The sequence below is a fragment of the Mesorhizobium sp. BHscii genome, assembly GCF_053848065.1.
On the sequence record NZ_JBSPKW010000019.1, the window covers coordinates 26043 to 44836 of the forward strand.

Genomic DNA, 18794 nt, shown 5'->3' on the forward strand with positions numbered 1-18794 from the left:
GATCGTTTGGGAAGGGGGGCAATACATGAAACAAAGTTTTTTTCCTGATGATCTTGGTGAAGCAGGATCGCTCTTGGACGAGAGGGGCTGCGAGTTCCAGGTTTCGGATCCCGTCCTCACCAATGAGTTTGAAGATTTCTTCGAGAATGCCGCACTCGCACTTCACTTGGTGGGGAAAGACGGGACCATCCTGCGCGCCAATCGTGCAGAGCTGGAAATGTTGGGATATAGGGCCGAGGAATATGTTGGCCGCAACATTCGCGAATTTCATGCGGATTCGGAAGCGATTGAAGACATATTGAACCGCTTGGCCCGGCGGGAGCAAGTTCAACACTACCGCGCACGGTTGCGCGCCAAAAATGGTTCGATCCGCTGGGTAGAAATAACATCCAACGTTCGCGCAGCAGGCGACCGCTTCCTCAATACGCGCTGTATCACCATCGATGTGACCGAAAAGGTTAAGGCGCAAGAGTTGGTACTCGAACAGGAGCAGCGGCTTGCCATCACCTATGAGAACGCTGGCACAGGAATCGTGGAAGCAGACGCCGAAGGCCAGTTGTTGCGGGTAAATTCCCATCTATGCAAACTATTGGGCTACACACCGGAAGAGCTGATTGGACGATCCATTTTCGATTGCACCTTTCCCGCCGACGCTGAAGCAGATCGCGAAAAGTATCGACGGCAAGTGGCTGGCGAGATTGACAGCTACACGATGGAAAAGCGGTTTGTCTGCAAGAATGGGTCAATTGTTTGGGCTGTTGTGAATTCCTCAAGCGTTCACGACGGCAACGGGCAGTTTCGCTATGCCGTACGGGTGCAGCACGATATCAGCAAGCGCAAGCGGATTGAGGCGGCGCTTGCCGAACGGGCCGAGCAACAGGCCGCGATACATCAATTCACCGAAATGCTGCAGCATGCACGCACGCGAGAGGACATGTATGAGCCGGCGCTCGATGCAATCCAACGCGCGCTCCAATGCCAGCGTGCTTCGATACTGCTGTTAGATAACAACGGGCACATGAAGTTTGAGGCTTGGCGCGGTTTATCGGATACTTATCGCCTTGCGGTAGAAGGACACTCGCCTTGGTCAACGGAGAGCCAAAATCCGCAGCCCATCTGTGTCGGCGATACAGAGAAAGCGGATTTTCCGGAACAGTTAAAACAGGCAATCCGGGCTGAAGGTATACGCGCGGTTTGCTTCGTTCCAATTATGGAAGGTGGACGACTCCTCGGCAAGTTCATGGCCTACTTCGATCAGCCGCAGAATTATTCGGAAGAGCAGATTGAAGTGGCCCGGAACATTGCTCGTCAGCTCGGTTTCGGCATTGAGCGCATAAAGGGCGAAAATGCCGCTCAAAGGCTGGCGGCGATCGTGGAGTCTTCCCATGACGCGATCGTCAGCAAGGATTTGAATGGGATCATTTTAACATGGAACCGAGGTGCTGAGCGCCTGTTCGGCTATTCAGCCTCCGAGGTAGTAGGCAAGCCCATCACCATAATCATCCCCCAGGACCGACTACCGGAGGAACCGCTAATTCTGGGCCGCATACGCAACGGTGAGCTTGTCGATCATTTCGAAACGATCCGGCGCCGCAAGGACGGGTCCCTGGTGGATATTTCTCTCACAATATCGCCGGTGCGAGACGCAACGGGCCGTATCGTGGGCGCGTCCAAAATTGCTCGAAATATAACTGAGCAAAAAATCGCCGAAGCAGAGGTGCGCGACAGTCAACGCCACCTTCAGGATTTGCTCGCCGCCATCCCCGCTGCAATCTATACAACCGATCAGCACGGCAAGATCACATATTTCAATGAAGCCGCGGTCCACCTCGCGGGCCGCACACCGGAGATCGGCAGTGATCAATGGTGCGTCACTTGGAAGCTCTATTGGCCCGATGGAACGCCGCTTCCTCACGACGAGTGCCCAATGGCTGTTTCTCTTCGCGAAGGGCGACCAGTTCGGGGAGTTGAGGCGATCGCCGAGCGGCCGGACGGCACCCGGATTCCGTTCATTCCTTATCCGACGCCGATGCGTGATGCCGCTGGGAAAATCATTGGCGGCATTAACATGCTGGTTGACGTAAGCGAGCGCAAGCAAGCCGAAACGCAACAGCGAGTCCTGCTCAACGAACTCAACCATCGCGTTAAAAACAACATGATGATGTTGAAGTCCTTGCTTTCGGTGGCGGCGAGGGAGAGCCAAAATTCCGAAGCCCGCAAGACGCTGGAGGAGGCAAGCAAACGGGTCGCAACCATGGCTGCGGCCCAACGCGTGCTCTATGACACGCCAGACGCCTCCAATTTCAGCGCACCGCTGTTCCTCGAGGCGATCTGCGAAACCGCGAAGCCCATGTTTCCAGCGAACATTCAATTAGTTTGCAGCGCCGATCCCATCCAATTGCCGAACGATATCGCGATGCCGCTTGCCCTTATAATCAATGAGCTTTTGATCAACGCGGTCAAACATGGATCAACGGCCAAGGCAAGCGCGACCATTCGGGTTGGCATTAGGCAGAATGGTCGAAAGCAGGTGTTGACGGTCGAGGATGAAGGTCCAGGTTTCGATCTGGGTGCCGTGCGTCATTCCTCGTCGGGCTTGCGGCTCGTTGAGGGTTTGGCCGGACAGATTCGTGGAACGTTGGAAGTGGCACGAGATCCGTCTCGTTGCGTGGTGATTTTTTCTCAGGCTCCGGGAGAGAACGGCATTGAAGTCAAGAACGGCAATATTTGAGACGAGCCGAACGGGAGATTCCAGCGGGACTTTCAGACCTCGGTTGGTCTTCTCCAGAGAAGATGAGATCGGTTCAGAAGCGAGATTTTCCGGCAAGCCATCTATAATGATCGTCGAAGACGACTACCTGATTGCGCTTGACGTCGAGGCAGGCCTCAGCGACGCCGGGTTCGTGCTGGCTGGGATAGCCAGCACAGCCGAGGAGGCCATCACAATTGCGCGTTCCGCTCGGCCTGCGATTGCCCTGATGGATATCCGCTTGCTTGGCAAGCGGGACGGAATAGATGCGGCGTTGGAACTATACCGGGATTACCGTATACGATGCGTCTTTGCGACCGCGCACGCTGACCGCGACGTGAAGCTTCGGGCCGAAGCGGCAAGACCACTCGGGTGGGTTCAGAAACCCTACTCGACTGCGATGCTGATCGAAGCCATTCAAAAGGGCTTTCAGGAGCTCGGCGAAGAAGGCTGATCCGCCGCACGACTTCGGTCGTGCGCGAGCAAGAAGCTCGCTCTGCGCCAAGCCGCACAAGCACCGGCCTCCCTCTTTTGCAGAACTTGACGCCGCGCCATCGCAGAGGCCATCCTCGACGCGATCGTCCATCACGACGCCGGCTTGGCCGGCGTGGTTAGCCGCTCGAAAGGTTCAATGATGGCTTTGACGAGCGCTTCGGCCTCGTGGACCGGCTCGGGACCATAGAGCAGCAGGACAGCTTCTTTCGCCATGCGAACCACTTTGAGGGCGGCCCAGGCGTTGCGGATGTTTCTCTTGGGCTTCCATGGTTCCTCGCTGAGATGGACTGTCTCAGCGTCAACCGTGAAGGCGAGGCCCTGTTCCGTCAAAGTCTAACGACTGGGAAAGCGCACTGTAAACCACGTGCGGTAACAGTTGATTCAACCATTGCTGGTATTTTAGAGAGTGTGGTAGCGGCTCCGACAGTAGCGCGGGTTGGCGAATTGCCGGAGCCGCCTGCGCAGCCCCTTGGGGTAAGACCGCGCCGTCCTATTCTGGGACAGCGCGGTCAACGATTGGTTAAAATTTTCCGAAACTGATTAAGAGCATGGTAATTGAATCGCGGTTTTGCGAGTCAATCTTCGCGGCGACCATAGCCACATACGCCATGCGACGCTGCTGGGTTTCGGGGATGAGGACTAGAGAGGCCGCCGGCACGCATCATGGCGCGAGCGATCGCTAGCTGTGCCTCGACCTTGGCGTTTTCCTTTTGCGTCATGTTGTCGGCGGCGATCAGCCGGCGCAGCGAGCGCATGATTTCTCCGCGGGTCCAACCTGCCTCCAGCATGCAATCGACAATGGCCTGAAACCCCGGCTCCATCGCCTCTTGGCAGTCGATTTCCCGGTCCGCGTAATCGTGATGACGCCTTGGCTTTTGGACAATCATAGATAGCGCTCCCCTTCACTGCGGTGTTCGAAGCAGAACCAATGCGGCGGCTGCTTAGGCTTGGCGAAGCCCCAGCCGGCATGCTTGCCGCACCCAAGATGTTCGCAGAAATGATGCTGGACGCCTAGCGCGGTCATCTGATCTGGCCTCGGCAGGCGAATTTCATCACTCAAGGCATGCGGTCCGGGGGTAGTGGGTCAGTTTGAAATCGTCCCGTCAACACTATCTAAATTAAGCACGGATCGCTTTGGCAGTGGCCTCTGCGCGCGGGCGAGAAGTTGCTCTCAGACCTAGTCCCATATGATCGCATTCGATCTTCATGAGAAATTCGACAGCGTCGTCTACGATCCAGTCTCGGCGAAGCCGCCCTGCCGCCTCAAGTAGATACGGGTCATATTCATCTGCGAAGGGCTTATGGTCCCAAACCTCGCCTTTCGCGAGCAAGCCTATCGGGTCCCACTCGGAAAAGCCGATATCTCGCAAGCAGGAAAGCTTCAAAGGGCCATGCATTTCCACCGTCGTGGTTCTCCCTGATCAACAGCGCCGAAATTGTGGGAACGCCTATTTTCGCGTTTCGCAGATTTCAAACTAACCCACTACCGCTCCGTGGCTTCAGACTGAGTGGAAACATTCCACAAGCCGTCTTGACGTTCAAGAAAAATGTTCCTTATTCGTTCTCATGGCGCACGAACCGATCGACACCCTGGGAAAGGCGACCCGGCATAACATGCTGGTCAAGGCCGAATGCAGTTGCGGCAACGTCCGCTACCATCGCTCTGCCGACCTGATGATGGTGTTCGGCGGCGGCAGAGATCCACAAACTCTCAATTTCAGCTGCGACCGGTGCAAGCCGTCGATCAAGATCGCGCTGTTGGAAGTTCATCCGGAACACCTGCCGAAACCCCTCATGATCCACAAGCCGATGAAGGTCGGCGGCAAGATCGAGTGGTTCGTCGAGCGGTTCCGAGGGTGAGCGAACGCCTAAAGGTCCGGTTCGCGTATCAGCGCGGCTGGCAGGTCGTGGACGGCAGCGCGATCCTGAGCACCTTCCAGAACAAGGAGGGAGCTTTTCAATATGGACCAATGACATTCCCATGGTGTCAGCAAGTTCCTGCTGAGTCAGCGGCATTTCCAAAGGCCGCTTCCAGACCTCGCCTCCGAAGTCAGTTACGGCGAGCCTTGAGCGCACGTGCGAGGAGCCGGGTGGCCGCTCGGTGCCGGAGCCGGTGAAGGCATGGAATCGCGCCTTCGCCGAGAAAAGGCCAGCGTCGCCGCCTGGGAAGATTTCAGGGAAAGGCTCGACGAGCAGCGCCGTCTGGTCGGTCATGACGCCAAAGAGGCCGAACACTCCGCTGGCTGTGATAACATTCGGGAGATCGGAATGCGCATCTTTGCCATTCCCGCTCATACGCTCCAAGGCATGGCGGTGAAGCTCCGCGCGCGCGACAGGATGGGCCTTGAGGATTTTGACGATCCAGACGAGGCGCTGTTCTCCATCGCTGCGGATGTCCGGCGGCTGGCGGGCGAGGTCGCGTCATAACGCTTAAGGAGGTCCGCAGAAGGGCGAACTGAAAATCGTAAACGTTACGAATTTGGCCCGGCGGCTTTGGGGCCTTTTTCCATGGTGAGAACGGCAGGTGAACAAGCTGCTACGTTTTTTGCAACGCAACGCTACGGTACGGAACAGGACAGCCTAACACCCACGTCGCTCGATTGCCCGCAAACCCTTGACAGGCATTGACTTGCCGGCATGCATCGGGATAGCCAGGGACGCCTGCAACCGAATTTCAAGACCGGTGCCTTAAACCGCTCGGCCATCCCTCCATCGTGATTTTTCAACCACTTGGATGCTCGTGCTGATCTCAACTCATACCTGTTGGCACTGCTGCGCCACCTGGAGATCGTTCGCGCTTCATTGCTCTAGTGCGCCTAGCGAAGTCCTGTCAACCGGCCGTTGCCCGTTCCTGCCAAGGGCAGGGCATGGCGCTTGACGGCGGGGCTGAAAGCAAGCCGAACAGCGCAGCGCCGAAGGTCGAAAGCGGTAATTTTTCACAGCGATCACCGGGACGGTTTGTGCCACAATCTCGCCCGGTTCCGACCACAATCGGTTAATACGGTGATAAACAATTCCTGTGCACAAGGGATTGCGAATCAAGGTGGCGCTAGCGTTTGTCGAGTGGGTTTGGGCCCGCCGACGATCAAGTTGCGGTGCCTTTGTTGAGAGGGGACAACCAAAAAATGCAAAGCACGGCGCGCCCGCGTCTTCGTCGCGCTTCCGCGTTCGCCTTGTTTGCCCTGTCGGCTGCCTTGCTGGCGGCTTGCGCCGCGCCGCCACAGCCGAAGGCGATGGTCAACAAGAAACCCCGCTCGAAGGAATATTTTTCCGAATCCGAATACGGCGTGAAGGCCAGCCCGCGCGTCACCTTCAAGATGTCGGGCCTGCAGCGTGGCGGCGGACGCGACCAGCTCGGCAAGCCCTATCAGGTGCGCGGCAAGTGGTATTACCCGAAAGAAGACAAGCGCTATGCCAAGATGGGTCTCGCCTCCTGGTATGGCGAAGCCTTCCACGGCAGGCTGACCGCCAATGGCGAAGTCTACGACATGACACACCTGACCGGCGCACATCCAACAATGCCGCTGCCGAGCTATGCGCGCGTCACCAATCTGAAGACCGGCAGCTCGGTCATCGTGCGCGTCAACGATCGCGGTCCTTACCATGACGGGCGCATCATCGATGTTTCGAAGCGCGCCGCCGAAATGCTCGACTATGCCAATATTGGCACGGCCAAGGTGAAGGTCGAATACATCGGTCGGGCGCCGCTTGACGGTAATGACGATCAGTACCTGATGGCCTCCTACAATCCAGGCAACAGGGTGCCCGATCCGTCGGACGGCCTGCCGACCGGTGTCATGATCGCCATGAATGGGCCATCGCCGAGCAGGGCGGTGGGCGCGGCCGCCGCTCCATTTCCCGGTCAGTTGACGAGTTCCGCATCGTCACAGCCTGTCATTGCGGCGCAGGCGCCAGCCTTCGGCAATGTGATGCTGCCCGATTTCGGGCCGATCGTGCCCGAACGCCCGCAGATCAATCTGCCGGCGCAATCGCCGTTCAGCGTAGCGTCGCTGTCCTACGCGGACGAACGCGTGCAGCGCGCCTCCAATGTCTTTGCCGCGCTGGATGGCGCCGGCATGTCGCCTGCCGAAATCCTTCGATCGTGGAAGCGGCAAGCTCCTCCGGCCGCTTCGCCCACGGACTATATCGCGGCGGGCTCGTACGAGGATGCCGCCGAGGCGCAGCGTGTGGCAGCCCGGCTTTCCAGCTTCGGCAAGACCGAAATCCAGCGCTCCGAATTCGAGGGCAAGGACTGGTCCTCGGTCAACCTCTATCCGTACGGCCATGGCAGCCTGGACGAGATGCTGCAGGCGGCATGGTCGCATGGCGCACCGGACGCGCTCGTGGTTCGGAACTGACCGGTAAAACCTGAAGTTTTGCCCTGTTGTCCATCGCGCGGTTGATCGGCCGGGACAAAGCCTGATAGCCTAGAGCTTGCCCAGAAATACCGGCTGACAGGTCGAACTTCTCATGAAATCTCGCTTCGCCGCGCCTCTCGCCGGGCTTCTGGGTTTTGGCCTCCTGCTGCTTTCGCCGACTCCGGCCGCGGCGCAGCTTTTCGAGACCAAGGCCGCGCAGGCCTTCATGATCGATGCCGAAACCGGAACGGTGCTGTTTTCCAAGGATGCCGACAGGCCGATTCAGCCGGCCTCGCTGGCCAAGCTGATGACGATGGAGGTGGTGTTCAACGCCATCAAATCGGGGCGCGTGACGCTCGACGACACATTCGTGGTGAGTGAAAACGCATGGCGCACGGGCGGGGCGCCATCCGGGACGTCGACAATGTTTGCCAAACTGAAGTCAACGATCCGGCTTGAAGACCTGATCCAGGGCGTGACGGTTCAGGCCGCCAATGACGGCTGCATCATCATCGCCGAAGGTTTTGCGGGATCGGAGGCGAATTTCGCGACTGAGATGACCGAGCGCGCAAGGCAGATTGGCCTCGAGAAATCGACATTCGTCAATTCAACCGGTCTGCCGGCCGACGGTCAGCAAACGACGGTTCGAGAGCTTGCGCTTCTGGCCCTGCATATCTGGCGCTCGTACCCGGACCTCTATCGCTATTACGGCCAGAAGGATTTCACCTGGAACAAGATCACCCAAAGGAACCGCAACCCGCTGCTGGCGATGGATATCGGCGCCGACGGCCTGGCGATCGGCAGGAGCGAGGCATCAGGCTTCGGCGTCGTCGGCTCGGTCAGCCAAAGTGGCAGGCGGGTCATTGCGGCGATGAGCGGCCTGGCAAGCGACCGCGAGCGCGCCGAGGAAGCGCGAAAGCTGCTCGACTGGGGACTTCGTTCCTTCCAGAAGACCGAGATTTTCGCCAAAGACGAGGTGGTCGGCGAGGCCCAGGTTTTCGGCGGTGCGAAATCCGGCGTGGCGCTGAAGGCAAAAGCGCCCGTGGTCATCTTCCTGCCCATCGCCAACCGCGACAAGCTGACCGCCAAGATCGTCTATGACGGGCCGGTTCCAGCCCCGGTGGAGGAGGGGCAACCAGTGGGTGCGCTGCGGGTCTGGATCGGTGATACGCTGAGCCAGGAGACGCCGCTTTTCGCGGCCGAATCGATCGGCGTCGGCTCGCTGCCGCAACGCGCGCTCGATGCTGCCAAGGAACTGGCCGTGGGCTGGCTGCGTTAATGCGTGTCGCCCAAAAGTGCTCAGCGGTTTGAGGCGACGACACGCATGAAAAGGGCCTAAAGCGCGTCGCATCTCTTCAGACGCGACGCGGTTTGGCACGGTGGCGTGGACCTTTTCTCAAGTCAGGACTATTACGGTCCCGCAGCATGGATATAGGCTTTGGTGCACGGATTTTTCATCACCTTCGAAGGTGGAGAAGGGGCAGGCAAGTCGACGCAGATCGAGCGGCTGGCCAGTAAGATGCGCGCCAAGAAATACGATGTCCTTGTCACGCGTGAACCGGGCGGCTCGCCGGGCGCGGAGGCGGTCAGGCATGTCCTGCTTTCCGGCGCTGCCGAGCCATTCGGCCCCAGGATGGAGGCGCTGCTTTTCGCCGCCGCGCGTTCCGACCATGTCGAGCAGGTCATCCGGCCGGCCGTCGAACGCGGCTCGATCGTGCTTTGTGATCGCTTCATGGACTCCTCGCGCGTCTACCAGGGCGTCACCGGCGGCCTCGATCCGGCGTTCATGGGCGCGCTGGAAAAGGTCGCCATCAACGGCATGGTGCCCGACATGACGCTGATCTTCGATATCGACCCGGCCGAAGGGCTGCGGCGCGCCACGGCACGGCGGGGCACCGATACCGACGCCGATCGTTTCGAAAAGGAAACGCTTGATATCCATCAGCGCCGCCGCGAAGCCTTTCTGGCGATCGCCGCGGCAGAGCCCGAGCGCTGCATCGTCGTCGACGCGTCCGCCGACCCCGACACAGTGGAAAATGTCGTCACCGCCGCCGTGTTCGCGGCCCTGGAGACGATGACACCGGCGCACAGGAAGCAGGCACCGGGATGATTTTCGAACGGATCGCACCAGAACAGCACGACACATTGGACGGCGTTCCGGAGCCGTCCGAGACCCCGCGCCTGGTTGGACATGGCCAGGCAGCGACCATGCTGGCGTCAGCCTATCGCTCCGGGAAGCTGCCGCATGCGCTGATCTTTGTCGGACCGGTCGGCATCGGCAAGGCGACGCTCGCCTTTCACCTTGCGCATCATCTGTTGAAGCATCCGGCGTTCGAACAGGCGCCGGAAGTCCTTGCCGTTCCTGATCCGGCGTCATCGCTGTTTCGCCAGATCGCCACCGGCGCACATCCTTCGGTGCTGCATCTGACCCGCCCGCCGAACGATAAGACGAAGAGCTTCAAGACGGTCGTCACCGTCGATGAGATCCGCAAGGTCAGCCGCTTCCTGTCGCTGACCTCGCATGACGGTAGCTACCGGGTGGTGATCGTCGATCCGGCCGACGACATGAACACCAATGCGGCCAACGCTTTGTTGAAGAATCTTGAAGAACCACCGGCACGCACACTGTTCATCCTCATCGTCCATGCGCCGGGCAGCCTGCTGCCGACGATCCGCTCGCGCTGTCAGATGGTGCGGCTGACGCCGCTCGACGCCGAGAGCCTGATGACGGTTCTGGAGAGCGTCGAACCACCGCCGCCGGACGATCCCGCGGCGCGCGCGGCACTGGCCAAGCGGGCAGGGGGCAGCGCGCGCACCGCAATCCTGTTGACGCAGTATGGCGGGCTGGAAATCGCCGAGACGCTCGACGCCCTGGCGACAGCAAGAAAGAGCGATGTTGCCGGTGCCTATCGCCTCGCGGAAGCGGTCGCCGGTCGCGACCAGGCGATCCAGTTCGATATCTTCAATCGCCGTGCGCTCGACCTGCTCTCGACCGGCGCAAGCCAGGCCGCGCTGGCGGGCGATCTGGCGCGGGCGAAATCGCTGTCGGATACTTGGCACGAGGCTTTGAACGCTATATCTGAGACCGACACCTACAATCTCGACAAAAAGCAGCACGCCTTGACCATGATCGACCGCTTGAATTCTGCAATGCGAATGTGACGGCCCATCGGGATGGCAATCGCCGTTTCGATGCGATATCTCACCGGCATCTTTCATTCAGACATTCATGACGGCTCATCCATGGCACGCGATAAATACTACCTCACGACGCCGATTTTTTATCCGAACGGCAAGCCGCATATCGGTCATGCCTACAATGTCATCGCCAGCGACACGCTTGCCCGCTTCCAGCGGCTCGACGGCAAGGACGTCTTCTTCGTCTCGGGGACCGACGAGCACGGCTTGAAGATGCAGCAAACGGCGGACGCTGAAAGCCTGACGCCGAAAGCGCTTGCCGATCGCAATTCGGCGATCTTCCGCTCGATGCTCGAAGCGACCGGCTGTTCTAACGACGTTTTCATCCGCACCACCGAGGAGCGCCACTACAAGGCCTGCCAGGCGATCTGGACGCGCATGGCGGAGAATGGCGACATCTACCTCGACCGCTATAGCGGCTGGTATTCGGTGCGGCAGGAAGCCTATTTCGACGAGGCCGAAACCAAGGTCGGCGACGACGGCATACGCCGCGAACCGCTCGGCTCGCCCGTCGAATGGACCGAGGAAGAGAGCTATTTCTTCCGCCTTTCCGCCTATCAGGACAGGCTGCTCGCGCTCTATGAGAGCAGCCCCGAATTCATCGGTCCGGCGGAGCGGCGCAACGAAATCGTCAGCTTCGTCAAATCCGGGCTGAAGGATCTGTCGATCTCGCGCACCACGTTCAAATGGGGCGTGCCGGTGCCGGGCGACGACAAGCATGTGATGTATGTCTGGGTCGACGCACTGACCAACTACATCACGGCTGCCGGTTATCCGGATACGGCCAATGACAGATGGTCCTTCTGGCCGGCGAACGTGCACGTCATCGGCAAGGACATCGTCCGCTTCCACGCCGTCTACTGGCCGGCCTTCCTGCTGTCGGCAGGAATCGAACTGCCGAAGCGCGTGTTCGCGCATGGCTTTTTGTTCAACCGCGGCGAGAAAATGTCGAAGTCGGTCGGCAATGTCGTCGATCCGTTCGCGATGATCGAGCATTACGGCCTCGATCAGGTGCGCTATTTCTTCATGCGCGAAGTGCCGTTCGGCCAGGACGGCAGCTACAGCCACGAGGCGATCGTCAACCGCACCAATGCCGACCTCGCCAACGATCTCGGCAATCTGGCGCAGCGCTCGCTGTCAATGATCGCCAAGAACTGCGGCGGCATGGTGCCGAAGCGCGGTGAACCGAACGATGCCGACAAGGCGATCCTACACCAGGCAAGTGCTGCCCTTGTCACCGCGCGCAGGACGATGGCCGAACAGGGCATCCATCTGGCGCTGGCGGCGATCTTTGGCGTGGTGGCCGAAGCCAACCGCTATTTCGCGGGGCAGGAGCCGTGGGCGCTGAGGAAGACCGATCCCGCGCGCATGGAAACGGTGCTGTGGACGACAGCCGAGGTGATCCGGCGTATCGCGATCCTTTGCCAGCCCGTCGTCCCGACCTCGGCGGCAAAGCTGCTCGACCTGCTGGCGGTGCCGGCGGACAGCCGCGATTTCGCGCATGTCGCCGAGGGTCACGCGCTGGCTTCAGGTACGGCTCTGCCGGCACCGGAACCGGTGTTTCCACGCTATGTCGAGCAGACGGATGCAAGCGTCTGATGTTGGTCGACAGTCACTGCCATCTCGACTTTCCGGATTTCGCAGAGGAGCGGGCGGCCATCGTCGCCCGCGCTTTAGCCGCCGGTATCGGTCGTATGGTGACGATCTCGACGCGTGTGAAGCGGTTCCAACAAGTACTTGAGATCGCTGAATCTTTCGACGAAGTCTATTGCTCGGTCGGCACCCATCCGCACAACGCCGCCGAAGAGCTTGATGTGACTGTCGAGGATCTTGTCCGGCTGTCCGCTCATCGCAAAGTGGTGGCGATCGGCGAGGCCGGGCTTGATTATTTCTACGATCATGCGCCGCGCGTTGCCCAGGCGCAGGGTTTTCGAACCCATATCGCCGCCGCGCGCGAGACGGGCATGCCGCTGGTCATCCATTCGCGCGACGCCGACAGCGACATGGCTGAAATCCTCGAGGATGAAACAGGGAAGGGCGCCTTCCCCTTCATCCTGCACTGTTTTTCGTCCGGGCGCAGGCTGGCCGAAGTCGGCGTGGCGCTCGGCGGCTATGTTTCCTTTTCCGGCATCCTGACCTTCAAGAATTCGGCCGAGCTGCGCGCCATCGCCGCCGATGTGCCACGTGACCGCCTGCTGGTCGAAACCGACGCGCCATACCTCGCGCCGATACCGTTTCGCGGCAAGCGCAACGAGCCTGCCTATGTCGCGCATACAGCCAAGGTGCTGGCCGAAACGATCGGCGTCAGCGAGGCTGAGATCGCTGACGTCACCACGGACAATTTCTTCCGGCTGTTCAGGAAGATGCCGCGCCCAAGCGCGCTGAGCACCTGACGCATGAGCCACCGGCTGCGCCTCACCATTCTCGGCTGCGGCTCATCGCCGGGCACGCCCCGCATTACTGGCGATTGGGGCAATTGCGATCCGGCCAATTCGAGGAACCGGCGCATGCGCACCGCAGCGCTCGTCGAGCGGATCGCGGCAAACGGCGACAAGACCACCGTCGTCATCGACACCGGGCCGGATTTCCGCGAGCAGATGCTGCTGGCAGCGGTCAGGCGCATCGATGCAGTCGTCTATACGCATCCGCATGCCGACCATATCCACGGTATCGACGATTTGCGCGGCTTCGTGCTCGAGCAGCGTCATCTGATCGATATCCACGCCGACGAGCCCACCATGCTGCGGTTACGGGAAGCGTTCGGCTATTGTTTCGAAACACCGCTAGGCAGTTCCTACCTGCCCATCGTCGAGCCCCATATCATCGACCACGCCAGGCCGGTGGTGATCGAAGGCGAGGGGGGTGCCCTCACCCTCGAGCCGCTGCCGCAAATCCATGGCGACATCATATCGCTTGGATTTCGTATCGGCGGGCTCGCCTATTGCCCCGATATAAGCGATTTCCCCGACGCTACGGCCGAACGGCTGCGCGGTCTGGACATGCTGGTCATCGACGCACTGCAATACAGGACGCATCCGAGCCATCTTTCGCTCGGCCAAGCACTCGACTGGATCGAAAAACTTGCGCCGAAAAAGGCCGTGCTGACGCATATGCATGTGCCGCTCGACTACGCCACGGTGATGGCGGAGACGCCGGCCGATGTCGAGCCAGCCTATGATGGTATGATGATCGAAATCAATTTTGAATCAGCATGATAGGTTCGGTTCTTCATGGCTGGCAGCATCGATCGTGTGACCAAGGCAGCAGCCGATGCCGGCCTCGACATCGAAATCAGACGCATGGGCGCCTCGACACGCACCGCCGAGGAAGCCGCCGCGCAATGCGGCTGCACCGTTGCACAGATCGTCAAATCGTTGGTTTTCCAAGGACAAGCTAGCGGAAAGCTGTTTCTCTTCCTGGTTTCCGGCTCCAATCAGCTGGATCTAGCCAAGGCTGCCGCACTGATCGGCGAGCCGCTGAAGCGCGCCGACCCGCGGCAGATCCGCGACGAAACCGGCTTTGCCATTGGCGGCGTAGCGCCGATCGGCCATCTGATCGCGATCCCGGCGTTCGCCGACAAAACGCTGCTCGGTTTCGACCGCGTATGGGCAGCGGCCGGCGCGCACGACGCGGTGTTCGCCGCCGAGCCACATGCAATGATCAAAGCAGCGCAAGCTGTCGTAGCGACGCTGGCAGCCTGACTCGAACGTGCCGGACCCTATTCGGCGGCGATGGCGGTGGGGGCGGTTGGCAGCATGATGTCGGGCGCAGCCGGCGCGAACAGCATCTTTACGACGCTTCGGAAGGCGAGGATCTGGCGTCCGAGGACACGGGGATCGCCGAGCCCCCGCGACATGATGATGCCGCCATCGATCACACAAGAGAACATGATGGCCACGTCGTCGAGATCCATGCCTTTGCGGGCAGGATAAACGGTCGCGATCTCGCTCAGCGCATCGCGAAAACGCCCGTTCCAGGAACGTACGGCTTCGGCGGCGATGTCGCGAACGTTGCGGTCGAAGAGGCGCTCCTGATAGGTGAACGTCGCGATCAGGCAGCCGGGGTGGCCGTTCGGCAGGTCGCCCATCAGCTCGGCAAGCAGCTTGAGCGTGATCAGGAACGACTGCAACGGATCATCGGACAATTGCCGGCCGCGGTGAAACACCTCATCGAAGATGCGGTCATTCTCCTCGACGTAGCGCAGCATCAAGGCGCGGGCGAGTTCGTTCTTGTCCTTGAAATGATAGAAGAAGCCGCTCTTGGTAATGCCGGCTTCGGCGATCACCTCCTCGATGGAAGTCGCGCCGAACCCCTTGGCGAGCACCGAGGCCTCGGCGATCTCCAGAATGCGTTCGCGCGTTTCCGCACCCTTGCGCATGACCGAATGTCCTCAAATCAACTGTACCGGCGGTATGGTTTTCACACCCGCCAACATCGGCACCGATAGCAATACGACCGACCCAGCGCAGCTATCCGGCTGTAATTGCTGCGGTTTCCGCTTCGGTGGAGTACCGGACCACAAGCCTTCTACCGCACCGGCGGCACGTGCTGCTAAAACTTGGCTATTCCGAACCGGCCGCCACCAGGCGGCACGGTGTGATCTTACCACTGGAGACACACATGGCCAAGTACCGCCAGAACCTGCCGCAACTCGCCAACAGAACATTCCTGAGCGATGGCGGCATGGAAACGACTCTCATCTTTCACGAAGGCCTCGACCTTCCGCACTTTGCTTCCTTCACGCTGATGGCAACGCCTGAAGGCCGGCAGAAGCTCAAGGAATATTACGTCCGTTATCTGACCATTGCGCGCAGAAGTGGGACCGGCTTCATCCTCGACACGCCGACGTGGCGAGCCAATCCCGATTGGGGAACCTTGCTCGGCTACGGGCCGGAAGCGCTACGCGCCGTCAACGAGGCCTCGATCGAGCTTCTTCTCGACCTGCGCAAGGAGTTCGAGACCGCCGAAACGCCCTGCGTCATCAGCGGTGCGATCGGACCGCGCGGCGACGGCTACAAAGCCGGCAAGATGGATGCCGACGAGGCGGAAGCCTATCACGCGGTGCAAATTGAGAGTTTCGCGCGGACCGAAGCCGATATGGTGGCGGCCTACACGCTCACCAATTTCGAAGAGGCAATCGGCGTGGCGCGGGCGGCCAAAGCGCATGCCATGCCCTGCATGATCTCGTTCACCGTGGAGACGGACGGGAAGCTGGTGACCGGCATGGCGCTCGGCGAGGCGATCGACAGGGTCGACGACGCGACGGATGGTTCGCCGGCCTACTATATGATCAACTGCGCCCATCCGACGCATTTCATGCAGGCGCTGAAAATGGGCGAGCGCTGGGTCGATCGCGTCTATGGAGTGAAGGCGAATGCTTCGGCCAAAAGCCATGCCGAACTGGACGAATCGGAAACGCTCGACCCGGGCGATCCGGACGATCTCGGGCGGCGCTACAGCAGGCTGACAGCTTCGTTTCCGACGATGCGCATCCTGGGCGGCTGCTGCGGCACCGACCACCGGCACATCGCGGCGATCTGCGAGGCCTGCGTGCCGCAAGCGGCGTAGGAACCTGTGTGCGTCCCAGGAGACGCAACGCTAACAACCGCAGTTCCGCTTAGGGAACAAGGAACTGCGGTTGGGCCGAAAGCACGCAATCAAAATCGCAACTCAGTTCCATAATCTATCTTATGCGACTGAGCCATGGTATCGGCCACGCGTGTCCTGGAGCTGACACACTTGCAAAGTTAGCCGCTGCGGAGTGATGATGTCGCACATGGTGGCGGAATGAATCAGAGCATCACCTATGCCGATGTTAGGATCGATCCGGCGGGATTCAAATGAGCTTGCTGAACAGAGCCATTCTTGGCGTCCTGGCCGTTGCCTGCGCCTTCTCGCCTTTTGGATGGGGCGCAATTCAAGCGCAATTGTCCGGACAACAGAAGTTTCGGGAACCGTAATCTCTGTCGTTTCGGGTGAAGGTGGCGCACGATATTTCGTTCAATTGAACGGCTCTCGGACGATTTTGATTCCCGGACCAACCCTTCCCCTCTATCCCGTCGGCGTTACGGTTACGTTGCTCCAAGACATCCATGAAAACGGTTCGGACAAGTATCACTTCCCGCCGTAAGCGGCGCCGAAGCACACTGCCCACACTGAATCAGCTTACGGCTTAGCATAGGATTTCGCCCCTACTGCAAACGATCCCATCCTGCGCGCCCTCAACACCGAAATTTCAGCTAAACCATCATCCAGGCCATCAAAAATGACCGCCTCGCCTCCCTTTCTCGGCTTTCCCGATCGCCTCGCCGATGGCCGGATGCCTCGTGCAGTGATCTTCGGAGCCGGTCACGGCAGCACCTATCCGGGCAAGGACAGCAGCGGCTATGCCCTGGCCGCCCAAGCCATCCGCGCTGCAAGCCAGGACGATGCCGCGCTCGTCGAGCACTGGGATTTCGATCTCGGCGGCCCGCTGTTTGACGGTAAGCCGATCTGTTGCATCGACGCCGGCGATATCCCGACCACCATGCATGACAATGCCGGCAACCGGGCCCGGATCGAGGCGAAGACGCGCGAGGTCCTGGCATTGCCGGCCGTGCCGATCCTGCTCGGCGGCGACGATTCCGTGCCCATTCCCTTCATCGCCGGCTTTGCGGATCACGGGCCGGTCTGGATCCTGCAGATCGACGCCCATATCGACTGGCGCGACGAGTTGAATGGCGAACGCTATGGCTATTCGAACCCGATGCGCCGGGCGAGCGAGATGCCGCATGTCGCTGGCATCGTGCAGGTCGGCCTGCGTGGCGTCGGCAGCGCGCGCCTCACCGAAATCGAAGCGGCGCGGCGCTATGGCAGCCGCTTCGTGACCGCCCGCGAGGTTCACGCCCAGGGCGTCGAAGCCGCTCTCCGGCATATTCCGGAAGGAGCGCGGATCGTCGTCACCCTCGACTGCGACGGCCTCGATCCCGGCATCATGCCGGGCGTGGCGGCGCGTACGCCCGGCGGCCTCACCTACACGCAGGTGATCGACCTGATCGCGGGCCTCGGCAGGCGGGCCAGGATCGCAGGATTCGACCTTGTCGAGCTCTATCCTCCGGCCGACATTGACGGCCTGTCGGCCCTGACCGCCGCGCGCCTTCTCGTCAATGTGATCGGCACCATCGTCCGGCAGATTTGAACCCGGCTTCTCGGGCGAACCGGTCAGTGACAGGAAGGCTCGTCATCGCCTGATGCGACATTTCTGGTCGCAGGGGATGTGACTGTCCCTTGCCTGCGAAGGCCGATTTCCTGGTCAGACCGCCCTCCGCGCTTTCCATTCGTGTCAAAATTCGATATCGCCAAAGTCGCCGCCGTCATCGGAGCCGGCGTCGCCTGCCGGGTCGGCAGCGGCTTCGTCTGGCTGTGACGCCGCCGGCTCGGTTGCCTGCGCTTCGCTTCCGCCAAACATGCCTGCGATGGCGTTGCCGAGAAGCACACCCCCAGCCACGCCCATCGCAGTCTGCGCGGCTCCTGCGAGGAACCCGCCGCGTGCCCTCTGCCCATCATTGCCCGAAAGCGGCTCCTGCGGCACAGCGGCAGCGGTGCGCCCGACCCGCGGTACCGAACCCGAGCGCCTGGCGCCGCCGCCGAAGAGCCCGCCAAGCAATCCGCCGCCGGCAGACTGCTGTGCCTGTTGTTCCAGTTCCTCGATGCGGGACTGTGCCGCGTTCAGGGCCTGCTCTTGCACGACGATGGTCTGCGCCATGTAGTATGGCGCGCCGGGCTGCCGGGCAATCTGATCGTTGATGAAGCGTTCCGCTTCGGCATCGCGCGGCGGCGTCTGTCGCTCGACATTTGCAAGTTTCTCGAAAAGATTGCCGATCGCCTGCTGGTCGTTCCTGTCCATGGGGAAGCAACTCCGGTTATCCGGGCGCGCCGCGTCCAGAGATTCTCGCGGCGCGCTTTAAGTCCCTGTTTTATGCATGTCGCGGCTCCAAAACCGCTACCGCGACATG

The 18794-nt window shown here is 60.5% G+C and carries 18 protein-coding genes and 1 pseudogene; 14 read left to right on the plus strand and 5 right to left on the minus strand.

Annotated elements, in window-relative coordinates; translation table 11 throughout:
• Positions 1-25 precede the first annotated feature (25 nt).
• The gene (locus ACWTU7_RS23215) at positions 26-2731 is read left to right on the plus strand and encodes a PAS domain S-box protein (protein ID WP_455840527.1); all 2706 of its coding nucleotides are present in this window, start codon (positions 26-28) and stop codon (positions 2729-2731) included.
• Between the two features lie 106 nt (positions 2732-2837).
• The gene (locus tag ACWTU7_RS23220) at positions 2838-3203 is read left to right on the plus strand and encodes a response regulator (protein WP_455840526.1); all 366 of its coding nucleotides are present in this window, start codon (positions 2838-2840) and stop codon (positions 3201-3203) included.
• A 131-nt stretch (positions 3204-3334) separates the two neighbouring features.
• Here ACWTU7_RS23220 and ACWTU7_RS23225 read toward each other — a convergent pair whose 3' ends face one another.
• The 3 genes and pseudogenes from ACWTU7_RS23225 to ACWTU7_RS23235 all read right to left on the minus strand — a co-directional run bounded on the left by ACWTU7_RS23225 (position 3335) and on the right by ACWTU7_RS23235 (position 4304).
• On the minus strand, positions 3335-3457 hold the full coding sequence (locus ACWTU7_RS23225) for a hypothetical protein (RefSeq protein ID WP_455840525.1): 123 nt from the start codon (positions 3455-3457) through the stop codon (positions 3335-3337).
• 437 nt (positions 3458-3894) lie between these two features.
• Positions 3895-4131 (minus strand): annotated as a pseudogene (locus tag ACWTU7_RS23230) (hypothetical protein); the annotation flags it as partial.
• Positions 4128-4304 (minus strand): hypothetical protein, encoded by a 177-nt coding sequence (locus ACWTU7_RS23235; RefSeq protein ID WP_455846546.1) that lies wholly within the window; start codon positions 4302-4304, stop codon positions 4128-4130. The gene ACWTU7_RS23235 and the pseudogene ACWTU7_RS23230, both read right to left, overlap by 4 nt.
• Before the next feature lie 554 nt (positions 4305-4858).
• On the opposite strand from ACWTU7_RS23235, the gene ACWTU7_RS23240 reads away from it, so the two are divergent.
• The 10 genes from ACWTU7_RS23240 (at position 4859) to ACWTU7_RS23285 (ending at position 14501) form a co-directional block, all read left to right on the plus strand.
• On the plus strand, positions 4859-5104 hold the full coding sequence (locus ACWTU7_RS23240; protein WP_455840524.1) for a hypothetical protein: 246 nt from the start codon (positions 4859-4861) through the stop codon (positions 5102-5104).
• Positions 5105-5365: 261 nt separating this feature from the next.
• Positions 5366-5671: a hypothetical protein gene (locus tag ACWTU7_RS23245; protein WP_455840523.1), complete on the plus strand. Its 306-nt coding sequence runs from the start codon at positions 5366-5368 to the stop codon at positions 5669-5671.
• A 698-nt stretch (positions 5672-6369) separates the two neighbouring features.
• Positions 6370-7602 carry a septal ring lytic transglycosylase RlpA family protein gene (locus ACWTU7_RS23250; RefSeq protein WP_455840522.1) on the plus strand — a complete coding sequence of 411 codons (1233 nt, stop codon included), beginning with the start codon at positions 6370-6372 and terminating at the stop codon, positions 7600-7602.
• A 112-nt stretch (positions 7603-7714) separates the two neighbouring features.
• The gene (locus ACWTU7_RS23255) at positions 7715-8881 is read left to right on the plus strand and encodes a D-alanyl-D-alanine carboxypeptidase family protein (protein ID WP_455840521.1); all 1167 of its coding nucleotides are present in this window, start codon (positions 7715-7717) and stop codon (positions 8879-8881) included.
• Positions 8882-9040: 159 nt separating this feature from the next.
• Positions 9041-9712, plus strand: coding sequence for a dTMP kinase (gene tmk, locus ACWTU7_RS23260; RefSeq protein WP_287340388.1), 672 nt, complete (start codon positions 9041-9043; stop codon positions 9710-9712).
• Positions 9709-10764 carry a DNA polymerase III subunit delta' gene (locus ACWTU7_RS23265; RefSeq protein ID WP_455840520.1) on the plus strand — a complete coding sequence of 352 codons (1056 nt, stop codon included), beginning with the start codon at positions 9709-9711 and terminating at the stop codon, positions 10762-10764. The genes tmk and ACWTU7_RS23265 overlap by 4 nt, the downstream gene beginning before the upstream one ends.
• Before the next feature lie 81 nt (positions 10765-10845).
• Complete coding sequence (gene metG / locus ACWTU7_RS23270; protein ID WP_455840519.1) at positions 10846-12399, plus strand: methionine--tRNA ligase; 1554 nt, start codon at positions 10846-10848, stop codon at positions 12397-12399.
• Positions 12399-13193, plus strand: a complete 795-nt coding sequence (locus ACWTU7_RS23275; protein WP_455840518.1) for a TatD family hydrolase — start codon at positions 12399-12401, stop codon at positions 13191-13193. Before metG ends, ACWTU7_RS23275 begins: the two co-directional genes overlap by 1 nt.
• A 3-nt stretch (positions 13194-13196) precedes the next feature.
• Complete coding sequence (locus ACWTU7_RS23280; RefSeq protein ID WP_455840517.1) at positions 13197-14015, plus strand: MBL fold metallo-hydrolase; 819 nt, start codon at positions 13197-13199, stop codon at positions 14013-14015.
• A gap of 15 nt (positions 14016-14030) precedes the next feature.
• Positions 14031-14501 (plus strand): YbaK/EbsC family protein, encoded by a 471-nt coding sequence (locus ACWTU7_RS23285; protein WP_455840516.1) that lies wholly within the window; start codon positions 14031-14033, stop codon positions 14499-14501.
• Between the two features lie 17 nt (positions 14502-14518).
• Here the strand turns inward: ACWTU7_RS23285 and ACWTU7_RS23290 are convergent, their stop codons facing one another.
• Positions 14519-15178 carry a TetR/AcrR family transcriptional regulator gene (locus tag ACWTU7_RS23290; RefSeq protein WP_455840515.1) on the minus strand — a complete coding sequence of 220 codons (660 nt, stop codon included), beginning with the start codon at positions 15176-15178 and terminating at the stop codon, positions 14519-14521.
• Between the two features lie 242 nt (positions 15179-15420).
• On the opposite strand from ACWTU7_RS23290, the gene ACWTU7_RS23295 reads away from it, so the two are divergent.
• A complete protein-coding gene (locus ACWTU7_RS23295; protein WP_455840514.1) occupies positions 15421-16368 on the plus strand; it encodes a homocysteine S-methyltransferase family protein in 948 nt (315 codons plus the stop codon).
• A 697-nt stretch (positions 16369-17065) separates the two neighbouring features.
• Positions 17066-17977: an agmatinase gene (locus ACWTU7_RS23300; RefSeq protein ID WP_455840513.1), complete on the plus strand. Its 912-nt coding sequence runs from the start codon at positions 17066-17068 to the stop codon at positions 17975-17977.
• Positions 17978-18121: 144 nt separating this feature from the next.
• Here ACWTU7_RS23300 and ACWTU7_RS23305 read toward each other — a convergent pair whose 3' ends face one another.
• Positions 18122-18685 (minus strand): DUF2076 domain-containing protein, encoded by a 564-nt coding sequence (locus ACWTU7_RS23305; protein WP_455840512.1) that lies wholly within the window; start codon positions 18683-18685, stop codon positions 18122-18124.
• Between the last annotated feature and the right edge of the window lie 109 nt (positions 18686-18794).